Origin of the sequence: Neisseria sp. HMSC078C12, from assembly GCF_001838065.1 — a bacterium.
Taxonomy (GTDB): Bacteria; Pseudomonadota; Gammaproteobacteria; order Burkholderiales; family Neisseriaceae; genus Neisseria.
Map to the genome: position 1 here is coordinate 178508 of NZ_KV835611.1, position 21055 is coordinate 199562.

Here is a 21055-nt window from a genome sequence, read left to right on the forward strand (position 1 = left end):
ACGCTTTTCACGCAGCCGCCGCAGGTCATGCCTTCGATGTTTAATGTGATGGTTTGCATAGGGTTTCCTTTCTGTTGGAATGAGGCTGAGGTTTTAAAGCCCGTTGCAGCCAAAGCTTTCAGGTAACCTAAAATGATGGGTCTGCTCTTGCTTTCCCGCTAAGTGCCGCCACTATAAAGCTTTACCCGAAGTAAAGGTCAAGCATCATGATGAACATCAGCCAGGCCGCGGCCGAGAGCGGCCTTTCCGCCAAACAAATCCGCGACTACGAAAAGCACGGCCTAATCGCCCCGGCCGCGCGCAGCGAAGCGGGCTACCGCCGCTACGGACAGGCCGACCTTGTCCGGTTGCGCTTTATCCGCCATGCGCGGGAAGTGGGCTTTTCGCTGCCGCAGATCGGGCAGCTTTTGAGCCTGCAACACAACCCGCAGCGTACCAGCCGCGAAGTGAAAACGCTCACCGCGCGGCACATCGCCGAGCTGGAAGCCAAAATCGAACGCTTGCAGGGCATGGTGGCCGAGCTGCAACGTTGGCACGATGCCTGCACGGGAGACGACTGCCCGGATTGTGCGATTTTGGCCGGGCTGGAGGAGCGTTAGGCAGCTTGGGCAGAATAGAAACAGGCTACCTGAAAAGTTTCAGGTAGCCTTAGTCGGCCGCTAACGGTTTGGTACAGGCCTCGTCGTAATACGGCAGCCACTTGCCGCCGCTTGGCTTCAGATATGCGCGAAAACTTTTGTTTACCCGTGTGGCGGTGTAATCCAAATAATGGCAAAAAGTAAGTTATCAAGAGACAGAGGCCGTCTGAAGCGTTTCAGACGGCCTTTTCAAAATACGCTTATCGGTTACAAAGCCACATCGTAGCCGCCGTCTTCTACGGCATCAATCAGCACGTCGGCATCTGTCTTGCTTTCATCGAAAGTAATCACGGCATTTTTGTTTTCCAAGCTGACTTCTGCTTTTTCCACGCCTTCTACGCCTTCCAAAAGACGGGTTACGCTTTTCACGCAGCCGCCGCAGGTCATGCCGTCGATATTGAGGGTAACAGTTTGCATTTGTATTTCCTTTCATTCAAACAAATATGGTTGCCAAATACTTTACTCCTTACGCAAACAGCTTGCAAATTCTTCATTAAAGCCGTCTGAAAAATGCAGATAGGCGTACAATAACGACCTTTGCTTCATCAAACGGACATAATAATGACTTCAACATTCAAACAATGGGTTAGCGTATGCGCGCTGGCGGTGGGTGCGTTTATTTTCAATACCACCGAATACATTCCGATTGCGCTTTTGAGCGACATCGGTCAAAGCTTTGGCAAAGCGGCAACGGAAGTGGGCATGATGATTACGGTGTATGCGTGGATTGTTGCGCTCCTATCGCTGCCGCTGATGCTGATGACGAAAAACATCGAACGGCGCAAATTATTGCTGATGCTGTTTGCACTGTTTGCGCTGTTTCACGCGCTGTCGTTCTTTTCTTGGAACTTCAACATCCTCTTGGTCAGCCGTATCGGGATTGCGCTGACACACGCGGTCTTTTGGTCGATTACGGCTTCTTTGGCGGTACGGCTTGCGCCCACCGGCAAAACCAATCAGGCTTTGGGCTTGCTTAGTACGGGTACGGTTTTGGCGATGGTGTTGGGCATTCCGCTGGGGCGCGTGGTCGGGCAATACTTCGGCTGGCAGCTCAGCTTCCTGCTGATTGGTGTCTGCGCCGCCGGCGTAATGCTGGTGTTGGCCAAAAACCTGCCTGCTTTACCCAGCCAGAATACCGGTTCTTTAAGCAGCCTGCCGAGTTTGTTCAAACGCCGCAACCTGATGCTGCTTTATGCCATGACGGTGTTGATTATTACAGCCCATTTCACGGCATACAGCTATATCGAGCCTTTTGTGTTGCAAGTTGGCGGATTTAAGGCTGAACAAGTTACCATCGTTTTGAGCCTGTACGGTTTGGCAGGATTTGCCGCGTCTTATCTGTTCGGCAAATGGTTTGCCAAAGCGCAACGTTTGTTTATGCTCGGCGCAGTGGCGGTCATCCTGCTTTCCGCCCTACTGCTTCTGCCGCTTGCCTCTTTCCCGTATGCGGTATATGCGCTGGTGTTTATTTGGGGTGTGGCCATCGTCATCGTCAGCTTGGGCATGGTCTCAAAAGTATTGTCGTTTGCTTCTGATGCGACAGATGTGGCCAACTCGATTTATTCAGGTTTGTACAATGTCGGTATCGGCGGCGGTGCGCTTTTGGGGCATTACGTGACCACTTGGTTCGGCCTTTCCAATATCGGCATTGCAGGCGCGCTCTTGGCTGCGGCCGCTTTGGCCGTGTGCAGCCTGCTGGTTAAAGCACAAGACAACCCGACACAAAACGTTTAAAATCCAATCACTTTCCTAATCGAACGGACAAACAGCCTTCCTGCTGCTTGTCCGTTTTTTATTTTATTTTAAAAAATAATTTACAATTTATTTACACTACATTAAATTACAAATATACTGTCGCTGTCAGGCCGTCTGAAAACGGCCGGCACAAGCGTAAAAGAAAAACCAGTAAATTTCAGAGGAACATTCTATGGATCTGCACGCAAAGGACAAAACCCAGCATCCGGAAAACGTCGAGCTGCTCAGTGCACAAAAGCCGATTACCGACTTTAAAGGCCTGCTGACCACCATCATTTCCGCCGTCGTCTGTTTAGGCATTTACAGCATCCTGCCTTACAGCCCCGACGCCAACAAAGGCATTGCGTTGTTGATTTTCGTTGCCGCGCTTTGGTTTACCGAAGCCGTCCACATCACGGTAACCGCATTGATGGTGCCGATTCTCGCCGTCGTACTCGGCTTCCCCGACATGGACATCAAAAAGGCGATGGCGGGCTTTGCCGATCCGACGATTTACATCTTCTTCGGCGGCTTCGCGCTTGCCACCGCACTGCACATGCAGCGCCTCGACCGTAAAATCGCCGTCAGCCTGTTGCGCCTGTCGCGCGGCAATATGAAAGTGGCCGTGTTGATGCTGTTTGCCGTTACCGCCTTCCTGTCCATGTGGATCAGCAATACTGCAACCGCCGCCATGATGCTGCCTTTGGCCATGGGTATGATGAGCCACCTCGATCAAGAAAAAGAGCGCAAAACCTACGTTTTCGTCCTGCTCGGCATCGCCTACTGCGCCAGTATCGGCGGTTTGGGTACCGTGGTCGGTTCTCCGCCAAACATGATTGCCGCCAAAGCGCTGAACTTGGACTTTGTCGGCTGGATGAAGCTCGGCCTGCCGATGATGCTGTTGATTCTGCCGTTAATGCTGTTCTCCATGTACGTCATCCTCAAACCTAATTTGAACGAACGCGTGGAAGTTAAAGAGGAATCTATCCCTTGGACGCTGCACCGCGTGATCGCATTGTTGATTTTCTTGGCTGCCGCCATTGCTTGGGTATTCAGCTCCAAAATCAAAGCAGCATTCGGTATTTCCAACCCCGACACCGTCATTGCCCTGATTGCCGCCGTTGCCGTCGTCGTATTCGGCGTGGCACAATGGAAAGAAGTTGCGCGCAATACCGACTGGGGTGTATTGATGCTCTTCGGCGGCGGTATCAGCTTGAGCGCGTTGCTGCAATCTTCCGGCGCGTCCGAAGCATTGGGTCAACAGGTTGCCTCCACCTTCTCCCATTCTCCTGCATTGCTGGTGATTTTCGTGGTTGCCGCCTTCATCATCTTCCTGACCGAGTTCACCAGTAACACGGCTTCCGCCGCGCTGCTCGTGCCTATTTTCGCCAGCATCGCCACACAAATGGGGCTGCCCGAACAAGTCTTGGTATTCGTTATCGGCATCGGCGCATCTTGCGCGTTCATGCTGCCGGTTGCTACGCCGCCTAACGCGATTGTGTTCGGTACGGGCTTGATTAAACAACGCGAAATGATGAACGTCGGCTTATTGCTGAACGTCCTCTGTATCGTATTGGTTGCGCTGTGGGCTTATTTCGTCCTGATGCCGTAAACCCGTAAACATAGTCCAGGCCGTCTGAAAGAATATTTTTCAGACGGCCTTGAAGTTTGTCGTTCAGACACAATTTAACGAATGATTCAAAACCGGATTCTAACGAAAGGAAACCCATGATTATCCTGCACACCAACAAAGGCGACATCAAAATCGAACTTGACTTCGACAAAGCCCCCGTTACTGCTAAAAACTTCGAGCAATACGTTAAAGACGGCTTCTACGACGGCGTAATCTTCCACCGCGTCATCAAAGGCTTCATGATTCAAGGCGGCGGCATGGATGAAAACATGAACGAAAAAGAAACCCGCGATCCGATTCAAAACGAAGCGTCCAACGGTTTGCCCAACGAAAAATACACCATCGCCATGGCGCGTACTTCCGATCCGCACTCTGCCAGCGCGCAATTTTTCATCAACACTGCCGACAACGCTTTCCTGAACTTCCGTTCTAAAGAGCTGTATGGCAAAACCGTCGTCCAAGACTGGGGCTATGCCGTTTTCGGTAAAGTTGTTGACGGTTTTGATGTGGTCGATGCCATCGAAGGCGTTTCTACCAAACGCCACGGCTACCACGACGATGTACCGACCGAGCCTGTCATCATCACCAAAGCCGAAGTGGTTTAATTGATTTGATTTCCCATAAAAACAGCCTGTCCGAATTTAAAACGGACAGGCTGTTTTTCAATCATTAATGACGATACCTTCACACATCATAAGTACCGACCACGCATGCCGAATCCAACACATGACCCTGCATGGCAAAATGCAGCTCATTAAAGCGGAAACCGCGCGGCAAATCCAAAACGGTATCCAGCGCGTACACAATCAGCTCGTAACGATGGCGGTTGTTCGGTGGCGCCATACCGCCATAAAACGAAGCCTCTTCGATTTCAAATTTACCCAACGCGCTCGCCCAAGTATTCGCACCCTGCGTAAAATCTGTTGCAGAAATGCTTTCATTTTCTTCCACGGAAGTACGTTTCAAATCCGAAATCAACCAATGCGTCCATACGAAACCCGATGCTGAAATGGCATCTTTGTCTTCCAATACCACGGCAAACGATTTTGTTCCCTCCGGCGCATCTTCGATCTCAAAAGGAATCGAATAAGTAGGCATACCGTTCGGGCTGAACTGGCTGCCGCGCTTGCCGTATTTGTCTTCAAATTCGCCGTTGACAATAGCTTTACTGCTGACTTTCATCTTATATCTCCCAATAGTAGGTTTGTTCATTCTAACAAACCCCAAGGCCGTCTGAAAGATACTGCCGTTTTCACTTTCCCGATGTCGCATTTTCAGACGGCCTCAAGCAATATTCGCAATTCGATCAAACACATTTGACATTCCATAGTATAATCCGCCGCATGAAAACTACACAGGATACGCATTATGGATTGGAAAGGTCGTGAACAAAGCCAAAACGTCGAAGATCGCCGCGGAAGCCGTGGCGGCGGCGGTGGCGGCAAAACGCCGGGCATACTCGGCATTATTGTGGTTTTGGTCGGCGCATATTACGGCGTGGATTTGAGCGGTTTGGTTGGCGGCTCATCTTCAATGGGCATTCCTACCCAGCAAGCTACCCGACTCGACAGCCAACAAGAAGCCGAATTGAACGAAATGTCCCGTGTCGTCCTTGCCGAGACGGAAAAAGCATGGAGCAAATATTTCCAACAACACGGCCAACACTACACGCCGACAACCATGGTGTTGTATGAAGGCGGTACGTCCACTGCCTGCGGTACGGGTCAATCTGCCATGGGCCCGTTTTACTGTCCTGGCGACCAAAAAGTTTATTTGGACTTGAGCTTCTACGAAGACATGCGCACCAAGCTCGAATCGGCTAGTGATGCCGCGTTTGCCTACGTTATTGCCCATGAAGTCGGCCATCACGTTCAAAACCTGCTCGGCATTCTGCCTAAAGTCCACAAAATGCAACAGCAAGTCGGCAAAAAAGAGGCCAATGCCCTTTCCGTCAAACTCGAATTGCAGGCCGACTGTTTCGCCGGCATTTGGGGACACTACGCCGTCAACAACAATATCTTCAAAGCCGAAGATATTCAAAAAGCCATGCTGGCCGCCGAATCCGTCGGCGACGACCGCTTGCAAAAACAGGCGCAGGGCTATGTCGTTCCCGACAGCTTTACCCACGGCTCTTCAGAAGCGCGCATGACTTGGCTCAAGCGCGGTTTGGAAAGCGGCGACATCAACCAGTGCAACACTTTCAACAATTGATTCGTCCAAACAACACTGTTCTTTGATGTAACAACAAAAGGCCGTCTGATTTTTTCAGACGGCCTTTTAGCCGTGTTAGAATAAGCCTCATTATTTCCCCTTAAATTTAAAGGAAATCCACATGGCAAATATCGCCCGCGACATTTTCAAAGCCTACGACATCCGAGGCATCGTCGGCAAAACCCTGACTGACGAAGCAGCCTACTTAATCGGCAAAGCCATTGCCACCAAAGCCTCCGAAAAAGGCATTACCCGCATTGCACTCGGCCGCGACGGACGCTTGAGCGGCCCCGGCCTGATGGCGCAGATTCAACGCGGTTTCACAGACAGCGGCATCGACGTCCTCAATGTCGGCATGGTTGCCACCCCTATGCTCTACTTCGCGGCCATCAACGAATGCGGCGGCAGCGGCGTGATGATTACCGGCAGCCACAATCCGCCCGATTACAACGGTTTCAAAATGATGCTCGGTGGCGACACGCTCGCAGGCGAAGCCATTCAAGAACTTTTAGCCATTATTGAAAAAGACGGTTTTGTTGCCGCCGACAAACAAGGTAGCGTAACCGAAAAAGACATCTCCGGCGAATACCACAACAACATCGTCGGCCACATCAAGCTCAAACGCCCGATGAAAATCGTGATTGACGCGGGCAACGGTGTCGGCGGCGCATTTGCAGGCAAACTCTACAAAGGTTTGGGCAATGAAGTGACTGAACTTTTCTGCGAAGTGGACGGCAATTTCCCTAATCACCACCCTGATCCGTCCAAACCGAAAAACCTGCAAGACCTCATCGTCGAGCTCAAAAACGGCGATGCCGAAATCGGCTTGGCATTTGACGGCGATGCCGACCGCTTGGGCGTGGTTACCAAAGACGGCAACATCATCTATCCGGACCGCCAACTGATGCTTTTCGCGCAAGACGTATTGAGCCGCAATCCTAAAGCCAAAGTGATTTTCGACGTCAAATCCACCCGCCTGCTCGCGCCTTGGATTAAAGAACACGGCGGCGATCCTGTGATGGAAAAAACCGGCCACAGCTTCATCAAATCCACCATGAAAAAAACCGGCGCACTGGTTGCCGGCGAAATGAGCGGACACATCTTCTTTAAAGAACGCTGGTTCGGCTTCGACGACGGTATGTATGCCGGCGCACGCCTCTTAGAAATCCTGTCTGCCTTCGACAATCCGTCCGAAGTATTGAACAAGCTGCCGCAAAGCATCTCCACTCCGGAACTCAACATCGACCTGCCCGAAGGCAGCAACGGCCACAAAGTGATTGAAGAGCTGGCTGCCAATGCCAAGTTTGAAGGTGCGACCGAAATCATCACCATCGACGGCTTGCGCGTTGAATTCCCCGACGGCTTCGGCCTGATGCGTGCTTCCAATACCACGCCGATTTTGGTGTTGCGTTTTGAAGCGGATACGCAAGAAGCGATTGAGCGTATTCAAAACCAATTCAAAGCAGTCATTGAAAGCAATCCTGCATTGAAATGGCCGCTGTAAGGGTTTAGGCTAAAACAAAAGGCCGTCTGAAAATTATTTCAGACGGCCTTTAATATTCAATATTGTTATTCCAAAGTTTCAAAAACTAAGAATATCCTGGCTTGTTTATCTGACTTGCGCCAACTGTTGACGCATTTCATCGATAACGGCTTTGTAATCCGGCTTGCCAAAAATCGCCGAACCGGCCACAAACGTATCTGCACCTGCCGCCGCAATTTCAGCAATATTATCTGTCTTCACGCCGCCATCGACTTCCAATGCGACATGGCGGCCGCTTTGCCGTTCATACTCGTCCAACATCTCGCGCACTTTGCGGATTTTCACCAGCGTATTCGGAATAAAGCTTTGCCCGCCAAAGCCCGGGTTGACCGACATCAGCAAAACCATATCCAGTTTGTCCAAAACGTTTTCCAAAATATTGACCGGCGTAGCAGGATTCAATACCAAGCCTGCCTGACAGCCGTATTCTTTAATCAAACCCAAGCTGCGGTCGATGTGGCGGCTGGCTTCCGGATGAAAAGTAATGATATTGGCACCGGCTTTGGCAAACGCATGAATCAAATCATCCACCGGCTCAACCATCAAATGTACATCGACCGGCACGGTTGCATATGGTTTCAAAGCCGCGCAAACCATAGGGCCGAAAGTCAGATTTGGCACATAATGATTGTCCATCACGTCAAAATGAATCAAATCCGCACCGGCGCGGATAACTTCGGCAACCTCTTCACCCAAACGGGCAAAATCAGCGGACAAAATACTGGGGGCGATACGGTAGTCGGTCATGTTTATTCTCCTAAAGTGTGTTCCTTTGTCATTATCGCATTTTTAACCCTATGTTGTATGTCGCCGACAACGTCTCTACCGTCATTTTTATGAATTTACATTTCACATACATTAATGAAACTTAAAATCAAATTGTAAGGCTTTGAAAATAAATTATTTGAATACATACATATGCAGAAAAATCTAACATCATTAACAAAAGTTAACTGCTTTGATACTGCCTTTCACACGCTAATCGGTTATATTTCCAAACCTGATGAAACATTAGGAAAACACCGTGTCTGTCGCACTTTCCCGCTATCCGACTTTTACTTTCTTAGCACTCGCCCTACTCTGTTCCAGCCTGCCTGCCCATGCCGGTCCATTTCTGGCCACTTTGGACGACTTCCACCCAAATTGCGACATTCGACAGCTTAATTTATCCGCCGACCAACACGCCGCCCTGCGCCGCCTGCGTACCGACTTCAAACAAATCAACGATAAAGCCTACCGCAAAACCGTACGCTCCGACCGCAACCGCCGTCAAACCATCATCAAAATCCTATCCGGCGACTCATTCGACTCAAACGCCGCCCGCGACTATGTTGAAAGCCGCTACCTCTCCAGCATGGACTATGCAGTGGATGAAATGGAAATCCAATACCGCCTCTATCATCTGCTCAATCCGCGCCAACGCCAGCAGTGGTTGTCTTCATGCTTGCGCTGATGGATAAATAAAAATACAAAAGGCCGTCTGAAACCATATTCAGACGGCCTTTACTTTTCAGCCTTAATCTAGCACTCTTTCTTCCGGCAAGCGTCCTGCCCAGTCGCAGGCAAACTGCCATGCCGAGCGGCCTGAACGGCTGCCGCGCATTTGCGCCCATTGCAACGCGGCTTGGCGCGCGGTATCGTCAAAAGGCACATTGAAATCGTCCAACCAGTTGGCTACGGCGGTCAAATAATCGTTTTGGTCAAAAGGATAAAAACTCAGCCATAAGCCGAAGCGGTCGGAAAGGGAAATTTTCTCCTCGACGGCTTCCTTCTGATGGATTTCGCCGCGAATGCCCGTAGTACCACCATTTTCATCCATGTATTCGGGAATTAAATGGCGGCGGTTGGAAGTGGCATAAACCAAAACATTAGAGCAACGTTGCGACAGTCCGCCATCCAAAGCGGTTTTCAAGGCTTTATAGGTTTCATCGCCGGTTTCAAACGACAAATCATCGCAGAAGACGATAAATTTCTCAGGACGGCCGGATAACAGCGTCAACAAAGCCGGCAGGCTGACCAAATCGCTTTTATCCACTTCAATCAGTCGCAGGCCGCGCTCGGCGTATTCGTGCAACAACGCTTTAACCAAGGAAGATTTACCCGTACCGCGTGCGCCGGTCATCAAGACATTATTGGCCGGACGGCCTGCCAAAAATTGCTCGGTATTGCGTTTCAGCCTGTCGGTTTGCGAACCGACTGCCGCCAATCGGCTCAAAGGAAACGTATGCGGACGCGGCAGGCTTTCTAAAATGCCTTTTTTGCCCACGCTGTGCCAACGGTAGGCAAGTGCCTGCCAATCGGTTTTTCCCGGCTCGTCAGGTAGGATTAAATCCAAACGGTTTAAAACGGAATAGGCTTTTTTTAAAAATTCGGATAATTTCATTTTTACTTTCTTCTTTCAGACGGCCTTTTGTGCCAATACACGCATCACGGTATCGACAACGGCTTGGGTTTGCGGATCGATTTCAATATTGATGAGGTCGCCTTCTTTGCGGCTGCCAAACAGGGTGCGCTCCAAAGTCTCCGGAATCAGGTGTACGCAAAATTCGCTGTCGCTAACTTCGCCTATGGTCAGGCTGCAACCGTCCAAACCGACAAAGCCTTTGGTCAGAATGTAGGGCTTTAGGTTTTCCGGCAGCTCAAACCAAACGGTGCGGTTGAACTCGCTGGATTCGATACGGGAAATTCGGGTAACCGCCATCACATGGCCGCTCATCACATGGCCGCCGATTTCGTCGCCAAACCGCGCCGCGCGTTCCAAATTGACACTGTCGCCGACTTTCAAGCTGCCGAGATTGGTTTTGCGTAAGGTTTCGTCCATCAAATCAAAGCTAACTTTATTACCGTCGATTCGGGTAATGGTCAGGCAGCAGCCATTGTTGGCGACAGAAGCGCCGGTTTGCAGATTGTCGGCGATTTCGGGGGGCAGTTCGACAGTGTGGGTACGAAAGTCGGGCGAAGGTTGGGCGATGTCTGTAATTTTGCCCATGCCTTGTACGATGCCTGTAAACATGATGTCTTCTTTCCGATGGTACGATAAGGCGGATATTGTAGCATTTTCCAGGCACAAAGGCCGTCTGAAAGCGGTGGTGGCGATGGTTTGGGGTATAATCGGATTTTTATTTCCGCCGCCCGATCATGCTCAGCTACCGCCACGCCTTCCATGCCGGCAACCATGCCGATATGCTCAAGCACTTTACCCTCTTCCTCGTCCTCGAATATTTCAACCGCAAAGACAAGCCTTATTGGTATATCGATACGCACAGCGGTGCCGGTTTGTATGATTTGAGCGGCGATGAAGCGCAAAAAGTCGGCGAATACAAACAAGGCATTGCGCTCTTGGAACAAGCTGACAAGCTGCCTGCCGAATTGGCCGAATTTATAGGCCGTCTGAAGCAAATCCTGCCGCAAGACAACCTTTACTGCGGTTCGCCTTGGCTGGCACAGGCGCTCACGCGCGACAGCGACAAAATGCGCCTCTTTGAGCTGCACCCTACTGATTTTGTCCATTTGCAAAACAATATGCGCGAAGTCCGTCCGACGCGCAAAGTGCAAGTCAGCCAAGCGGACGGCTATCAGGGCCTGATTTCACTCTTGCCTCCTCCGCCCCGCCGCGCCGCCGTCTTGATTGATCCGCCCTACGAAGAAAAACAAGACTACCGCCGCGTCGTCCAAGTCCTGAAAGATGCGTTAAAACGCTTTGAAACCGGCTGCTACATGATTTGGTATCCCTGCTTGAGCCGCGAAGAAAGCCGCAAACTGCCTGACGAACTCAAAAAAATCGCTCCCGACAATTATCTGCACGCCGAGCTTCATGTCCATACGCCGCGCAGCGACGGCTTCGGCATGCACGGCAGCGGCATGTTCGTCATCAATCCGCCTTATATGCTTGCCGAACAATTACAAAACAATCTGCCCGAGCTTTCCAAAATTTTGGCGCAAGATGCCGGCGCGCATTATGTATTGGAAAGCAAAACGAAATAAACGCTGCCGTCTGAACGCATACCAAGCACTTCGATTTTGCCGTCATACCCGTTCAGACGGCCTTAACCCTTTATACTTAAGCCTTTTTCCACTACAATTCACAACATAACAATTAACGGCCGTCCACTCATGAATATACGCACACCCCTAGCCTGCACACTCCTGCTTTGCGCGTGCAGCGAATCAGTAAAAAACGAATTTAAAGAAGAATTTACCCAAAGTTTCCGCACCGAATTTGTCCGCTCGGCAACCGAAACCTGCGTAGAAAAAGCCGCAGGAAAAAGCCCGTTTGATTCCGCGACCACTGAAAAAATCTGCCACTGTATCGGTGAAAAAACAGTTGATAAAATCAGCCCCGAAGAAGCGACCTCACTTTTGGGCGGCAGCGACTCTATGAGCGACGAGCTGAAAAAACGCATCAAAGACACCAGCATCGCCTGCACTAAAGAAGTTTTAGGCATGGCCGAGAGCAAAACCAAATGAACACGCCGTTTTCAGACGGCCTGAAATTAAAAAATATTCGATTCAAACTTAGGAAAAGAGTGAAACCATGAAGACATTGAACCAATTCTTAGCCCAACACCTGCCCGAACACAAACTGCCGCAAGAGCTGGCCGGCGTACTGGAATCCGTAGCCGCCGCCTGCTTGGACATTAACGCCAAAGTCCGCCTCGGCGCGCTTTCCGGCGTTTTAGGCATGGCAGGTACCGGCAACATCCAAGGCGAAGACCAAAAGAAACTGGACGTCATCGCCAACAACATCATGATTGATGTTTTAAAAGCCAATGCCAACATCGCAGGCCTTGCCAGCGAAGAAGAAGACACCTATGTCGCCACACACGAAAACGGCGGCTATTTGGTATTGTTTGACCCGTTGGACGGCTCTTCCAATATCGACGTCAACATCTCCGTCGGCACCATCTTCTCCGTCTTGGCCAAACCCGAAGGCGCATTGACTACCGAATCCTTCCTGCAAAAAGGCCGCGACCAAGTGGCCGCAGGTTATGTTTTATACGGTCCGCAAACCCAACTGGTACTGACTGTCGGTCACGGCGTATTCGTCTTCACTCTGGACGATGCCAACCAATTCCTGCTGACCAAAGAAAATCCGCGCGTTCCAGAATCCACTAAAGAATTCGCCATCAATATGTCCAACCAAAGACATTGGTTCGCCCCTGTTCAACAATACATTGACGAATTGCTGGCAGGCGAAACCGGCGTACGCGGCAAAAACTACAATATGCGCTGGGTAGCCAGCATGGTTGCCGAAATCCACCGCATCCTGATGCGCGGTGGCGTATTCATGTATCCGCAAGACAAACGCGACCCATCCAAACCGGGCAAACTGCGCCTGATGTACGAAGCCAACCCGATGAGCCTGATTATGGAACAAGCCGGCGGCGCATCAAATAACGCCATCGAAGCCATGCTCGACATCCAACCTACCGGCCTGCACCAACGTGTTGCCGTATTCATGGGCAGCCGCGAAGAAGTCGAATACGTTTACAATCTGCATCAAAAATAATCGGATGTATTGATTTCAAACCAAAAAAGGCCGTCTGAAATATGATTTTCAGACGGCCTTTGGTTAAAAAATAAAAGAAACAAAATCAAAAAGGCAGACTCAAATCTGCCCTTTGCCGCTTTCCATCTGATCTTTATTTATTGGATTACGCCGAACGAGCCAGCTCTTCCGCCGCTTTTTGCACTATATCCGGCGTCAGTTTGTTCAAACAATCCGTATGCCCCAACGGACATTCACGCTTGAAACAAGGCGAGCAATCCAAATTCAAGCTGACGATTTTTGCCTTTTGGCTTAGAGGCGGCGTATGGTCAGGGCTGGATGAGCCGTAAACCGCAACCAATTTCCGATCAAGCGCGGCCGCAAGGTGCATCAGACCGCTGTCGTTGCACACGACCGTATCGGCGCAAGACAACAAATCAATCGCCTCCGAAAGATTGGTTTTGCCGCAAAGATTGGTACACAGGCCGTCTGAAAACCGGTTGATTTCATCTGCAATATCAAAATCTTTTTGCGAACCAAACAGCCAAACCTGCCAACCCTTAGCCAAATAGCGGCGACCCAGTTCGGCAAAATGACGCGCAGGCCAACGCTTGGCCGGGCCATATTCCGCACCGGGACAAAATGCCAAAATCGGTTTATCCGTCTTTAGACTATATTTTGCCAAAGCAGCTTGACGGCTTGCGGGATCAATCGTGAAACAGGGATTATCGGAATGCCCGTTAAAATCCGCTTGGGTCGGATACGCCAGCGCAGTATAGCGGTCGACCATCAGAGGCAACGCAGTCTTATCCAACTTGCGGATATCGTTCAGCAAAAAATAGCGCGACTCGCCGACGTAGCCCGTACGCTGTTTAATACCCGTAGCCAAGGCAATAATGGCGGATTTGAGCGAACCGGGCAAAACAATCACTTGATCATAGCCTTCTTTTCCCAATTCACGCCCGATACGCCAGCGTTTTTTCAATTCCAACGCACCATGTCCAAACGGATTTTCCATCACACGGTTGATTTCAGGCATACGCTCAAATACAGCCATCGACCATTTGGGGGCAAAAGCATCAATGGTGCAGCCGGGATACAACTCATGCAAACGGCGATAAAGCGGTTGGGTCATGACGCAGTCGCCAATCCAGCTTGGGGTAATAATCAGGATTTTTTTGGACATAATGGAATGTGTTTTTAATTTTGGCTTATTGTAATACGATTTTTAAAAGGCCGTCTGAAACTTGGTTTAATTGCCCTGAGCAGAACGTACTATTTGATACATGTCATTTCAACAGATGCACTCTGGTTTTAGTTTGTCTTCCCAATTATTCTGCAAACTCTGCAAATACCACGCCCCAAATACCAAACATAACAGCGGCAAGCAATATTTGCTTCATTTTTAAAACCTTATAAAAACAGAAAGGCCGTCTGAAATATTTTCAGACGACCTTTTTATAGTGGTTTAACGATGGTAGTTAGGCGCTTCTTTGGTGATTTGTACGTCGTGAACGTGGGATTCGCTCATACCGGCAGAAGTGATTTCCACAAATTCTGCTTTCTCATGCATTTCAGCAATATTGGCGCAACCCAGATAACCCATGCTGGAGCGCAGACCGCCGGTCAGTTGGTGGATGATGTTCACAATCGGGCCTTTGTAAGGCACGCGACCTTCAATGCCTTCAGGAACATATTTGTCTGTGCTGTCGGTTTTGTCTTGGAAGTAGCGGTCGGCAGAGCCTTGGCTCATCGCACCCAACGAACCCATGCCGCGGTAAGACTTGTAAGAGCGGCCTTGGTAAAGTTCGATTTCGCCCGGTGCTTCTTCCGTACCGGCAAACATACCGCCGAGCATGACGCTGTATGCGCCGGCAGCAAGTGCTTTGGCAATATCGCCGGAGAAGCGGATACCGCCGTCGGCAATCAGGGGAACGCCTGTACCTTTCAGGGCTTCGGAAACATTGTGAATCGCAGTCAGTTGAGGCACGCCCACGCCGGCCACGATACGGGTCGTACAAATCGAGCCAGGGCCGATACCGACTTTAACGGCATCCGCACCGGCAGCCACCAAATCCAAAGCGGCTTTAGCAGTAGCAATGTTGCCGCCGATGACTTGAATGTGCGGATAGGTTTCTTTTACCCAGCGCACGCGATCGATAACGCCTTGGCTATGGCCGTGGGCAGTATCGACTACAATCACGTCCACGCCTGCTTCCACCAATGCTTTGACGCGCTCTTCGGTATCACCGCCGGTACCCACTGCAGCACCGACGCGCAGACGGCCTTCGGCATCTTTGCTGGCATTAGGGAATTCGGTTGTTTTCAGAATATCTTTAACGGTAATCAGACCTTTGAGTTCGTCTTGGTCGTTCAATACCAAAACGCGCTCTACTTTGTGCGCATGCATGATCTCGCGTGCTTCATCGATGCTGGTACCTTCAGGAACGGTAACCAAACGCTCACGGGGGGTCATGATGGCAGAAACAGGCAGATCGACACGGTTTTCAAAACGCAGGTCGCGGTTGGTCACGATACCGACCACTTTGCCGTTTTCAACAACAGGCAGACCGGACATTTTGCGTTTGCGTTGTGCGCGCATTTCCAATACGTCGCGGATCAATGCGGTCGGCGCAACGGTAACGGGATCTTTCACCACGCCGCTCTCATGGCGCTTCACTTTGGAAACGGCACGCGCTTGCAACTCCGGCGTCATGTTTTTATGGATAATGCCGATGCCGCCTTCTTGAGCCATAGAAATGGCCAGACGCGCTTCGGTAACGGTATCCATTGCAGCAGAAAGTAGGGGGAGGTTGAGCGTGATATCGCGGGTGAGTTTGGTTTGAAGTTTGACATCTCGAGGCAGCACGTTTGAGTGCGCTGGAACCAACAAAACGTCGTCGAAAGTATAGGCTTTTTCTACAATACGCATGATGCTCGGTCTTTCAGTTTGTGCAAGATGCACGGCATTATATCACACCGGCTTGATGCTAACATTGGCAATACATGTTTTAACGTTATTTTTTTACATGATTTGATCTAGCGTACAAAAATATGCCAACGCATTGCAGTTTCAAGTAAAATAAGCCGCATGAGAACATCATTTACATAAGGGAAACCCATGAAATCTTCCGTACTCAAAACCTGTCTGATAGCAGCCCTTCTCTCTTCCACCGCCCTGACCGACGCGGCCGAGGTTTACACTTGGAAAGGCTCATCGGGCAACAGCTATTCCGATACGCCAAACCGCCTGCAACTGAAGCGTTCCGGCGTGGTCAACATCCGCACGCACAACGTCAAACCTGCCGTTGCGCCTGCTTCGGCGGCATCTGAGCCGGTTGCCGAGCAACCCAACGAACAGGTTGCGGAACAAAACAAACAAATCGAAGAGCGCAATAAAAAAATCGAAGAGCAAAACCGCCAAAACAAGCTGGAAAACTGCAAAATCGCCAAAATCAACCGCCAAGTCGCCGAAAGCGCACGCTTGGCCAATCGCGACAGCCTGATTAAGCAATACCAAAACGACGTCAATAAATACTGCAATTAAGCTCTCAAATAACAATATCAAAAAGGCCGTCTGAAATTAAATTTCAGACGGCCTTCATCGTTCAGTCCATCAATAATACAGTTGAACCAACAACAAACCGAACGCCAGACTAAATGCCATGCTCAACAAGCCCGGAATCATGAAGCTGTGGTTGAAGATAAATTTGCCGATTTTGGTTGAGCCGGTTGTATCGAAGTCGATAGCGGCAATAATCGGACCGTAGTTTGGAATGAAGAAATAGCCGTTTACCGCGACAAATGTGCCAATAATGATGGGCGCAGGAATACCCAGTTTGATAGCGATTGGGAACAGCGTTGCCACTGTCGCGCCTTGGCTGTTGACCAATACCGACAAGATAAACAAGGCAAAGGCAAAGGTCCATGGTGCAGATTCAACCAAATGACTGACGGTCGATTCCACTTCTGTTAAGTGGCCGTTCATCAAGGTATCGCCCAACCAAGCCACGCCAAACACCGCAATCACGGCACGCATACCGGCGTGGAATACCGAACCTCGGGTAATCGCATCGCCATTGGGCTTACACGCCAAAATAATCAGCGCAGAAGCAGACAGCATCACGATTTCAATCGTATGCGCCATGCCCATAGGCTTGATCGCGCCATCGTGTTCAAAAGCCGGACGCAACTCAGGCAGCGCACCCATCACAACCACCAGCAATGCCGCAGTCAAGAAAATACCGACCGACAATTTGGCTTTCGGCGAAATGACGACATCGGTTTTTTGCTCCTCCACATCGATGTATTCTTTCACATAGTTCGGGTCTTTCAACAAAGCCTGATAATGCGGATCGTCTTTCAACTCTTTACCCAGTTTGTTTACGAACACGCAAGCCAAACCGATACCCAAAATCGTGGACGGAACGGTGACTTTCAACACATCCGCCATCGTGATGTGCTGCGGCTCAAGCATGGAGACGCAGGCAACAACGGCGGCGGCAATCGGGCTGGCAACAATCGCAAATTGGGAAGCGATAACCGCCATTGTCAACGGACGGGAAGGACGGATGCCATTGCGGCGGCTGACTTCGGCAATCACGGGCAAGACCGAGTAAGCCACATGGCCCGTACCTGCCAACACGGTAAAGATGTATGTTACCGCCGGCGCGATAAAGGTGATGTATTTCGGATTGCGGTGCAACACACGCGTGGCAATCTTAATCATATAGTCCAAACCGCCGCTGGCCTGCATGGCCGCCGCGGCAGACACTACCGCCATAATCATCAGCATCACATCAATCGGCGGGCTGGTCGGCTGAAGATGGAAACCAAAAGACAATACGGCCAAGCCGATACCGCCGAGCACGCCCAAACCAATACCGCCAACCTGCGCGCCAATCAGGATACACAGCAGCACAACGGCAAACTGGATAAAAAACATAGTTGACATCACAACTCCCAAAATCCGGCCTTCGCCGAAATAAAATTACAAACGATTGGATTATAGAGTAAACCCTCTTCCCTAACCATACTTTACCTAATTATACATACTGATCTACATCAAATAAATAATATTCTCATTTAACCAATAGACTCATCAAAAGCACAAAAAAGGCCGTCTGAAGATTTTCAGACGGCCTCTATGATTCAGATGAAATGATAAAGCTATTTTCCAGCTACTTCTTCATCTTTTATAAAATCCGATACGCCATGGACACAGCGGATTTTGCGTTCCGACAAGGTTGCCTCCAACAAGGCATCGTTTTGCGGCAAGGAATCGCGTTCTGCCTCATTGTGCCAGAGGTGGTACGCAATGCCGGCAAATTTCAAATTATGGCGTTTCATCCCATTATGATAGCAACGGGCGACAAATTCGCTGTCTTCCCTGCCCCAACCGACAAAACTATTGTCAAACCCGTTAACGGCCAGCGCATCGCTGCGGAAAAAGCCCATATTGCAAGTTTTGATGCCTTTGTGTTTGCGGTTGCCTTTTCGGCCTGCCAGTTTGGCCAAACAACGACAGCGCAGGGCGGAAAGCCGTTTTTCTATTCCCGAGCTGAACATAGACAAAGCAGGCAAATCGCCTTCGTCTAAAATATCCTGCGTTTTATCCTCAGTCAAAATCACGCGGGAACCCTGTATCAGACGGCCTTTGCGGGCAATCTTCAAATGATCGGCGATAAAAGACGGATCCAAGATCATATCGCCGTCAATCAACACAATATAATCGCTTTTCGCCTGCGCCAGCGCACGGTTGCGCGATTCGGCAGCACGAAAGCCCCTATCCGGCTGCCATGAATGTTTGACCGGAATACTTGCCCTGCGGCGGATAAAATCAACCACTTCGGCGGTTTCCTGCCTTGAGCCGTCATCCGCGACAATAATCTCATCCGGCAGACGGGTTTGCGATAAAGCCGATTTCAACACCAGCTCCAGAGCATCGGGACGATTATAGGTAGTGATGATGAGGGAGACGGTTATCGTGCGGTTGCGCTCGTAAAGTTTGACATATTTGTAATACGAACCTTGCGCGTTGGACACCGAAATCGTCAGCCCGTCCGCCCCATAGGCAAAACCGCGTTTGAGCAGGTAATTTTTCACAAACGATACGCCGCCATGCAGCAAAGCCTTAAACGGCGAACTGTCTTTCTTGAAGCGGTTTTCTTCCGCATACAGCGAGCTATACTGCTGCATTTTTTGAATCAACCCTTCGGCGTTTTCAAAAGAATAATGTTTCAGACGGCCATCGAGTTGTTTAACCTTGGCTTCCTGCGGCAACACCAAAGACTCATGCACCTGACGGTCGGAAAAACGGGTAAATCTGCGATGATAAAGGCGCGGAATAATATCCGGATACCAGCCGCAGCCTTTAATCAGGCGGCCGTGGTAATGGTTCAGACGGGAAAGCGAAAAGATATGTTCCTTCTCATTTTCCAAAACGGCCGCACGAATGGCTTCGATTAAAGCCTCATCCGCCACTTCATCGCTGTCTATGCTGAAAATCCAATCGTTTTGCGCCAGTCTGGCCGCCAGATTTTTCATCGGGCCAAACCCGATAAAGTCATGTTTGTAATAGCTGACATTGGGAAAGCCCTTGGCAATTTCAAAAGTACGGTCGGTCGAGCCGTTGTCCAACAACAGGACTTCGTCAAAGTCTTTCAGCGCACTCAAAACTTCTGAAAGATAACGTTCTGAATTTTTTACCAACATGGCGGCGGTTGCCGGAATTGTGTGCATCATAAAAAGGCCGTCTGAAAAAGGAAGCTGTATTTTAACCGATATACCGCTACAATATGTCTTCCTTTTTTCAGACGGCCTGACTCATGCAGCTTATTCTTGCCCCCATGCAGGGGCTGGTGGACGATGTAATGCGCGACCTATTGACGCGCATCGGCGGATTTGACGAATGTGTCAGCGAATTTGTCCGCATTACGCACACGGTCCACTCACGCGCCACTTGGCTTAAATATGTTCCCGAAATCGCCCATGCCAACCGCACGCCGGCCGGCACGCCCTGTACTGTCCAGCTTTTGGGCAGCGATGCGGAAAACATGGCCGTCAATGCTTTGGAAGCCGTGCGCTTCGGTGCGGACAAAATCGACCTCAACTTCGGCTGCCCCGCGCCGACGGTCAACAAACATAAAGGCGGCGCGGTCTTGCTCAAAGAGCCCGACTTGATTTACCACATCGTCCGCACCCTGCGCCAACGCCTGCCACAACACATTCCGCTAACTGCCAAGATGCGGCTCGGTTATGAAGACAAAAGTCTGGCATTGGAATGCGCCTCCGCGATTGAAAACGGCGGCGCATGCGCGTTAACCGTCCATGCACGCACCAAAGTCGAAGGCTACGAGCCGCCGGCACATTGGGAATGGGTGCGCAAAATCCGCGATGCAGTCAGTATTCCCGTTACTGCCAACGGCGATGTGTTCAGCCTTCAAGACTATCTCGACATTAAAACCGTCAGCGGCTGCAACAGCGTGATGCTCGGGCGCGGCGCGGTTATCCGTCCAGACTTGGCACGGCAAATCAAGCAATATGAAAACGGCGAAACAGTGAAAGACACCGACTTTGCCGAAGTCTCCTCATGGATAGTCCAATTCTTCGACTTATGCCTTGCCAAAGAGGCCAACAACAAATATCCGGTTGCCCGTTTGAAACAATGGCTTGGCATGATGAAAAAAGAGTTTGAACAGGCGCAGATATTGTTCGGCCGTATCCGTGCCGTCAAAGAAGCGGATGAAGTAAAACAGATTCTGCTGTCGTTCGAACAAGAGATGCATTCATGATTTAAAAAGGCCGTC

Annotated in this window: 21 protein-coding genes; 12 read left to right on the forward strand and 9 right to left on the reverse strand. The window is 50.3% G+C overall.

The features are described from left to right. Window positions 1-206 precede the first annotated feature (206 nt). Entirely contained in the window at window positions 207-599 is a 393-nt protein-coding gene (cueR, locus tag HMPREF2596_RS07560) for a Cu(I)-responsive transcriptional regulator (RefSeq protein WP_070850597.1), read from the forward strand. 246 nt (window positions 600-845) lie between these two features. Here cueR and HMPREF2596_RS07565 read toward each other — a convergent pair whose 3' ends face one another. Continuing rightward, a complete protein-coding gene (locus HMPREF2596_RS07565) occupies window positions 846-1055 on the reverse strand; it encodes a heavy-metal-associated domain-containing protein (RefSeq protein ID WP_070850598.1) in 210 nt (69 codons plus the stop codon). 144 nt (window positions 1056-1199) lie between these two features. On the opposite strand from HMPREF2596_RS07565, the gene HMPREF2596_RS07570 reads away from it, so the two are divergent. The 3 genes from HMPREF2596_RS07570 to HMPREF2596_RS07580 all read left to right on the forward strand — a co-directional run bounded on the left by HMPREF2596_RS07570 (window position 1200) and on the right by HMPREF2596_RS07580 (window position 4610). Then, window positions 1200-2372, forward strand: coding sequence for a sugar transporter (locus HMPREF2596_RS07570; RefSeq protein ID WP_070850599.1), 1173 nt, complete (start codon window positions 1200-1202; stop codon window positions 2370-2372). Window positions 2373-2565: 193 nt separating this feature from the next. Beyond that, the gene (locus tag HMPREF2596_RS07575; RefSeq protein ID WP_070850600.1) at window positions 2566-3984 is read left to right on the forward strand and encodes an SLC13 family permease; all 1419 of its coding nucleotides are present in this window, start codon (window positions 2566-2568) and stop codon (window positions 3982-3984) included. A gap of 116 nt (window positions 3985-4100) precedes the next feature. Beyond that, window positions 4101-4610: a peptidylprolyl isomerase gene (locus HMPREF2596_RS07580; RefSeq protein ID WP_003747093.1), complete on the forward strand. Its 510-nt coding sequence runs from the start codon at window positions 4101-4103 to the stop codon at window positions 4608-4610. Between the two features lie 79 nt (window positions 4611-4689). On the opposite strand, the gene HMPREF2596_RS07585 is transcribed toward HMPREF2596_RS07580, so the two are convergent. Next, window positions 4690-5187 carry a YbhB/YbcL family Raf kinase inhibitor-like protein gene (locus tag HMPREF2596_RS07585; RefSeq protein ID WP_070460894.1) on the reverse strand — a complete coding sequence of 166 codons (498 nt, stop codon included), beginning with the start codon at window positions 5185-5187 and terminating at the stop codon, window positions 4690-4692. 186 nt (window positions 5188-5373) lie between these two features. Between HMPREF2596_RS07585 and HMPREF2596_RS07590 the strand changes: the two genes are divergently transcribed. Both HMPREF2596_RS07590 and HMPREF2596_RS07595 read left to right on the forward strand, forming a co-directional pair. Beyond that, on the forward strand, window positions 5374-6216 hold the full coding sequence (locus HMPREF2596_RS07590) for a KPN_02809 family neutral zinc metallopeptidase (RefSeq protein ID WP_070850601.1): 843 nt from the start codon (window positions 5374-5376) through the stop codon (window positions 6214-6216). 121 nt (window positions 6217-6337) lie between these two features. Then, window positions 6338-7720, forward strand: coding sequence for a phosphomannomutase/phosphoglucomutase (locus tag HMPREF2596_RS07595; RefSeq protein WP_070850602.1), 1383 nt, complete (start codon window positions 6338-6340; stop codon window positions 7718-7720). A gap of 105 nt (window positions 7721-7825) precedes the next feature. Here HMPREF2596_RS07595 and rpe read toward each other — a convergent pair whose 3' ends face one another. Beyond that, entirely contained in the window at window positions 7826-8506 is a 681-nt protein-coding gene (gene rpe, locus HMPREF2596_RS07600; protein ID WP_070850603.1) for a ribulose-phosphate 3-epimerase, read from the reverse strand. 277 nt (window positions 8507-8783) lie between these two features. On the opposite strand from rpe, the gene HMPREF2596_RS07605 reads away from it, so the two are divergent. Continuing rightward, window positions 8784-9212, forward strand: a complete 429-nt coding sequence (locus tag HMPREF2596_RS07605) for a Spy/CpxP family protein refolding chaperone (protein WP_036490577.1) — start codon at window positions 8784-8786, stop codon at window positions 9210-9212. 63 nt (window positions 9213-9275) lie between these two features. Here the strand turns inward: HMPREF2596_RS07605 and HMPREF2596_RS07610 are convergent, their stop codons facing one another. Together HMPREF2596_RS07610 and HMPREF2596_RS07615 are read right to left on the reverse strand one after the other, a co-directional pair. Then, window positions 9276-10142 carry an ATP-binding protein gene (locus tag HMPREF2596_RS07610; RefSeq protein ID WP_070850604.1) on the reverse strand — a complete coding sequence of 289 codons (867 nt, stop codon included), beginning with the start codon at window positions 10140-10142 and terminating at the stop codon, window positions 9276-9278. 15 nt (window positions 10143-10157) lie between these two features. Further along, the gene (locus tag HMPREF2596_RS07615; RefSeq protein WP_003683409.1) at window positions 10158-10772 is read right to left on the reverse strand and encodes a riboflavin synthase; all 615 of its coding nucleotides are present in this window, start codon (window positions 10770-10772) and stop codon (window positions 10158-10160) included. A 125-nt stretch (window positions 10773-10897) separates the two neighbouring features. Between HMPREF2596_RS07615 and HMPREF2596_RS07620 the strand changes: the two genes are divergently transcribed. The 3 genes from HMPREF2596_RS07620 (at window position 10898) to HMPREF2596_RS07630 (ending at window position 13268) form a co-directional block, all read left to right on the forward strand. Beyond that, complete coding sequence (locus HMPREF2596_RS07620) at window positions 10898-11743, forward strand: 23S rRNA (adenine(2030)-N(6))-methyltransferase RlmJ (RefSeq protein ID WP_070850605.1); 846 nt, start codon at window positions 10898-10900, stop codon at window positions 11741-11743. 129 nt (window positions 11744-11872) lie between these two features. After that, entirely contained in the window at window positions 11873-12226 is a 354-nt protein-coding gene (locus tag HMPREF2596_RS07625; protein ID WP_070850606.1) for a CSN8/SAC3 domain-containing protein, read from the forward strand. Between the two features lie 67 nt (window positions 12227-12293). After that, entirely contained in the window at window positions 12294-13268 is a 975-nt protein-coding gene (locus HMPREF2596_RS07630) for a class 1 fructose-bisphosphatase (protein ID WP_070822288.1), read from the forward strand. Between the two features lie 145 nt (window positions 13269-13413). Here HMPREF2596_RS07630 and waaF read toward each other — a convergent pair whose 3' ends face one another. Beyond that, window positions 13414-14433, reverse strand: a complete 1020-nt coding sequence (gene waaF / locus HMPREF2596_RS07635) for a lipopolysaccharide heptosyltransferase II (RefSeq protein ID WP_070850607.1) — start codon at window positions 14431-14433, stop codon at window positions 13414-13416. 282 nt (window positions 14434-14715) lie between these two features. Then, window positions 14716-16179: an IMP dehydrogenase gene (guaB, locus tag HMPREF2596_RS07640; RefSeq protein WP_070850608.1), complete on the reverse strand. Its 1464-nt coding sequence runs from the start codon at window positions 16177-16179 to the stop codon at window positions 14716-14718. Between the two features lie 189 nt (window positions 16180-16368). Here guaB and HMPREF2596_RS07645 point away from each other — a divergent pair, with 189 nt between their 5' ends. Then, on the forward strand, window positions 16369-16794 hold the full coding sequence (locus HMPREF2596_RS07645; RefSeq protein WP_070850609.1) for a DUF4124 domain-containing protein: 426 nt from the start codon (window positions 16369-16371) through the stop codon (window positions 16792-16794). A gap of 69 nt (window positions 16795-16863) precedes the next feature. Here the strand turns inward: HMPREF2596_RS07645 and HMPREF2596_RS07650 are convergent, their stop codons facing one another. Beyond that, window positions 16864-18192 (reverse strand): anaerobic C4-dicarboxylate transporter family protein, encoded by a 1329-nt coding sequence (locus HMPREF2596_RS07650; protein ID WP_070850610.1) that lies wholly within the window; start codon window positions 18190-18192, stop codon window positions 16864-16866. Window positions 18193-18416: 224 nt separating this feature from the next. Then, entirely contained in the window at window positions 18417-19991 is a 1575-nt protein-coding gene (locus HMPREF2596_RS07655) for a glycosyltransferase family 2 protein (RefSeq protein WP_070850611.1), read from the reverse strand. 83 nt (window positions 19992-20074) lie between these two features. Between HMPREF2596_RS07655 and HMPREF2596_RS07660 the strand changes: the two genes are divergently transcribed. After that, window positions 20075-21040, forward strand: a complete 966-nt coding sequence (locus HMPREF2596_RS07660; protein WP_070850612.1) for a tRNA dihydrouridine synthase — start codon at window positions 20075-20077, stop codon at window positions 21038-21040. Window positions 21041-21055 lie beyond the last annotated feature (15 nt).

What these genes read in the sequence shown, in the direction of transcription:
- cueR (WP_070850597.1), top strand. Translation starts at nt 207, where the DNA reads ATGATGAACATCAGCCAGGCCGCGGCCGAGAGCGGCCTTTCCGCCAAA.
- HMPREF2596_RS07565 (WP_070850598.1), bottom strand. Translation starts at nt 1,055, where the DNA reads ATGCAAACTGTTACCCTCAATATCGACGGCATGACCTGCGGCGGCTGC.
- HMPREF2596_RS07570 (WP_070850599.1), top strand. Translation starts at nt 1,200, where the DNA reads ATGACTTCAACATTCAAACAATGGGTTAGCGTATGCGCGCTGGCGGTG.
- HMPREF2596_RS07575 (WP_070850600.1), top strand. Translation starts at nt 2,566, where the DNA reads ATGGATCTGCACGCAAAGGACAAAACCCAGCATCCGGAAAACGTCGAG.
- HMPREF2596_RS07580 (WP_003747093.1), top strand. Translation starts at nt 4,101, where the DNA reads ATGATTATCCTGCACACCAACAAAGGCGACATCAAAATCGAACTTGAC.
- HMPREF2596_RS07585 (WP_070460894.1), bottom strand. Translation starts at nt 5,187, where the DNA reads ATGAAAGTCAGCAGTAAAGCTATTGTCAACGGCGAATTTGAAGACAAA.
- HMPREF2596_RS07590 (WP_070850601.1), top strand. Translation starts at nt 5,374, where the DNA reads ATGGATTGGAAAGGTCGTGAACAAAGCCAAAACGTCGAAGATCGCCGC.
- HMPREF2596_RS07595 (WP_070850602.1), top strand. Translation starts at nt 6,338, where the DNA reads ATGGCAAATATCGCCCGCGACATTTTCAAAGCCTACGACATCCGAGGC.
- rpe (WP_070850603.1), bottom strand. Translation starts at nt 8,506, where the DNA reads ATGACCGACTACCGTATCGCCCCCAGTATTTTGTCCGCTGATTTTGCC.
- HMPREF2596_RS07610 (WP_070850604.1), bottom strand. Translation starts at nt 10,142, where the DNA reads ATGAAATTATCCGAATTTTTAAAAAAAGCCTATTCCGTTTTAAACCGT.
- HMPREF2596_RS07615 (WP_003683409.1), bottom strand. Translation starts at nt 10,772, where the DNA reads ATGTTTACAGGCATCGTACAAGGCATGGGCAAAATTACAGACATCGCC.
- HMPREF2596_RS07620 (WP_070850605.1), top strand. Translation starts at nt 10,898, where the DNA reads ATGCTCAGCTACCGCCACGCCTTCCATGCCGGCAACCATGCCGATATG.
- HMPREF2596_RS07625 (WP_070850606.1), top strand. Translation starts at nt 11,873, where the DNA reads ATGAATATACGCACACCCCTAGCCTGCACACTCCTGCTTTGCGCGTGC.
- HMPREF2596_RS07630 (WP_070822288.1), top strand. Translation starts at nt 12,294, where the DNA reads ATGAAGACATTGAACCAATTCTTAGCCCAACACCTGCCCGAACACAAA.
- waaF (WP_070850607.1), bottom strand. Translation starts at nt 14,433, where the DNA reads ATGTCCAAAAAAATCCTGATTATTACCCCAAGCTGGATTGGCGACTGC.
- guaB (WP_070850608.1), bottom strand. Translation starts at nt 16,179, where the DNA reads ATGCGTATTGTAGAAAAAGCCTATACTTTCGACGACGTTTTGTTGGTT.
- HMPREF2596_RS07645 (WP_070850609.1), top strand. Translation starts at nt 16,369, where the DNA reads ATGAAATCTTCCGTACTCAAAACCTGTCTGATAGCAGCCCTTCTCTCT.
- HMPREF2596_RS07650 (WP_070850610.1), bottom strand. Translation starts at nt 18,192, where the DNA reads ATGTTTTTTATCCAGTTTGCCGTTGTGCTGCTGTGTATCCTGATTGGC.
- HMPREF2596_RS07655 (WP_070850611.1), bottom strand. Translation starts at nt 19,991, where the DNA reads ATGATGCACACAATTCCGGCAACCGCCGCCATGTTGGTAAAAAATTCA.
- HMPREF2596_RS07660 (WP_070850612.1), top strand. Translation starts at nt 20,075, where the DNA reads ATGCAGCTTATTCTTGCCCCCATGCAGGGGCTGGTGGACGATGTAATG.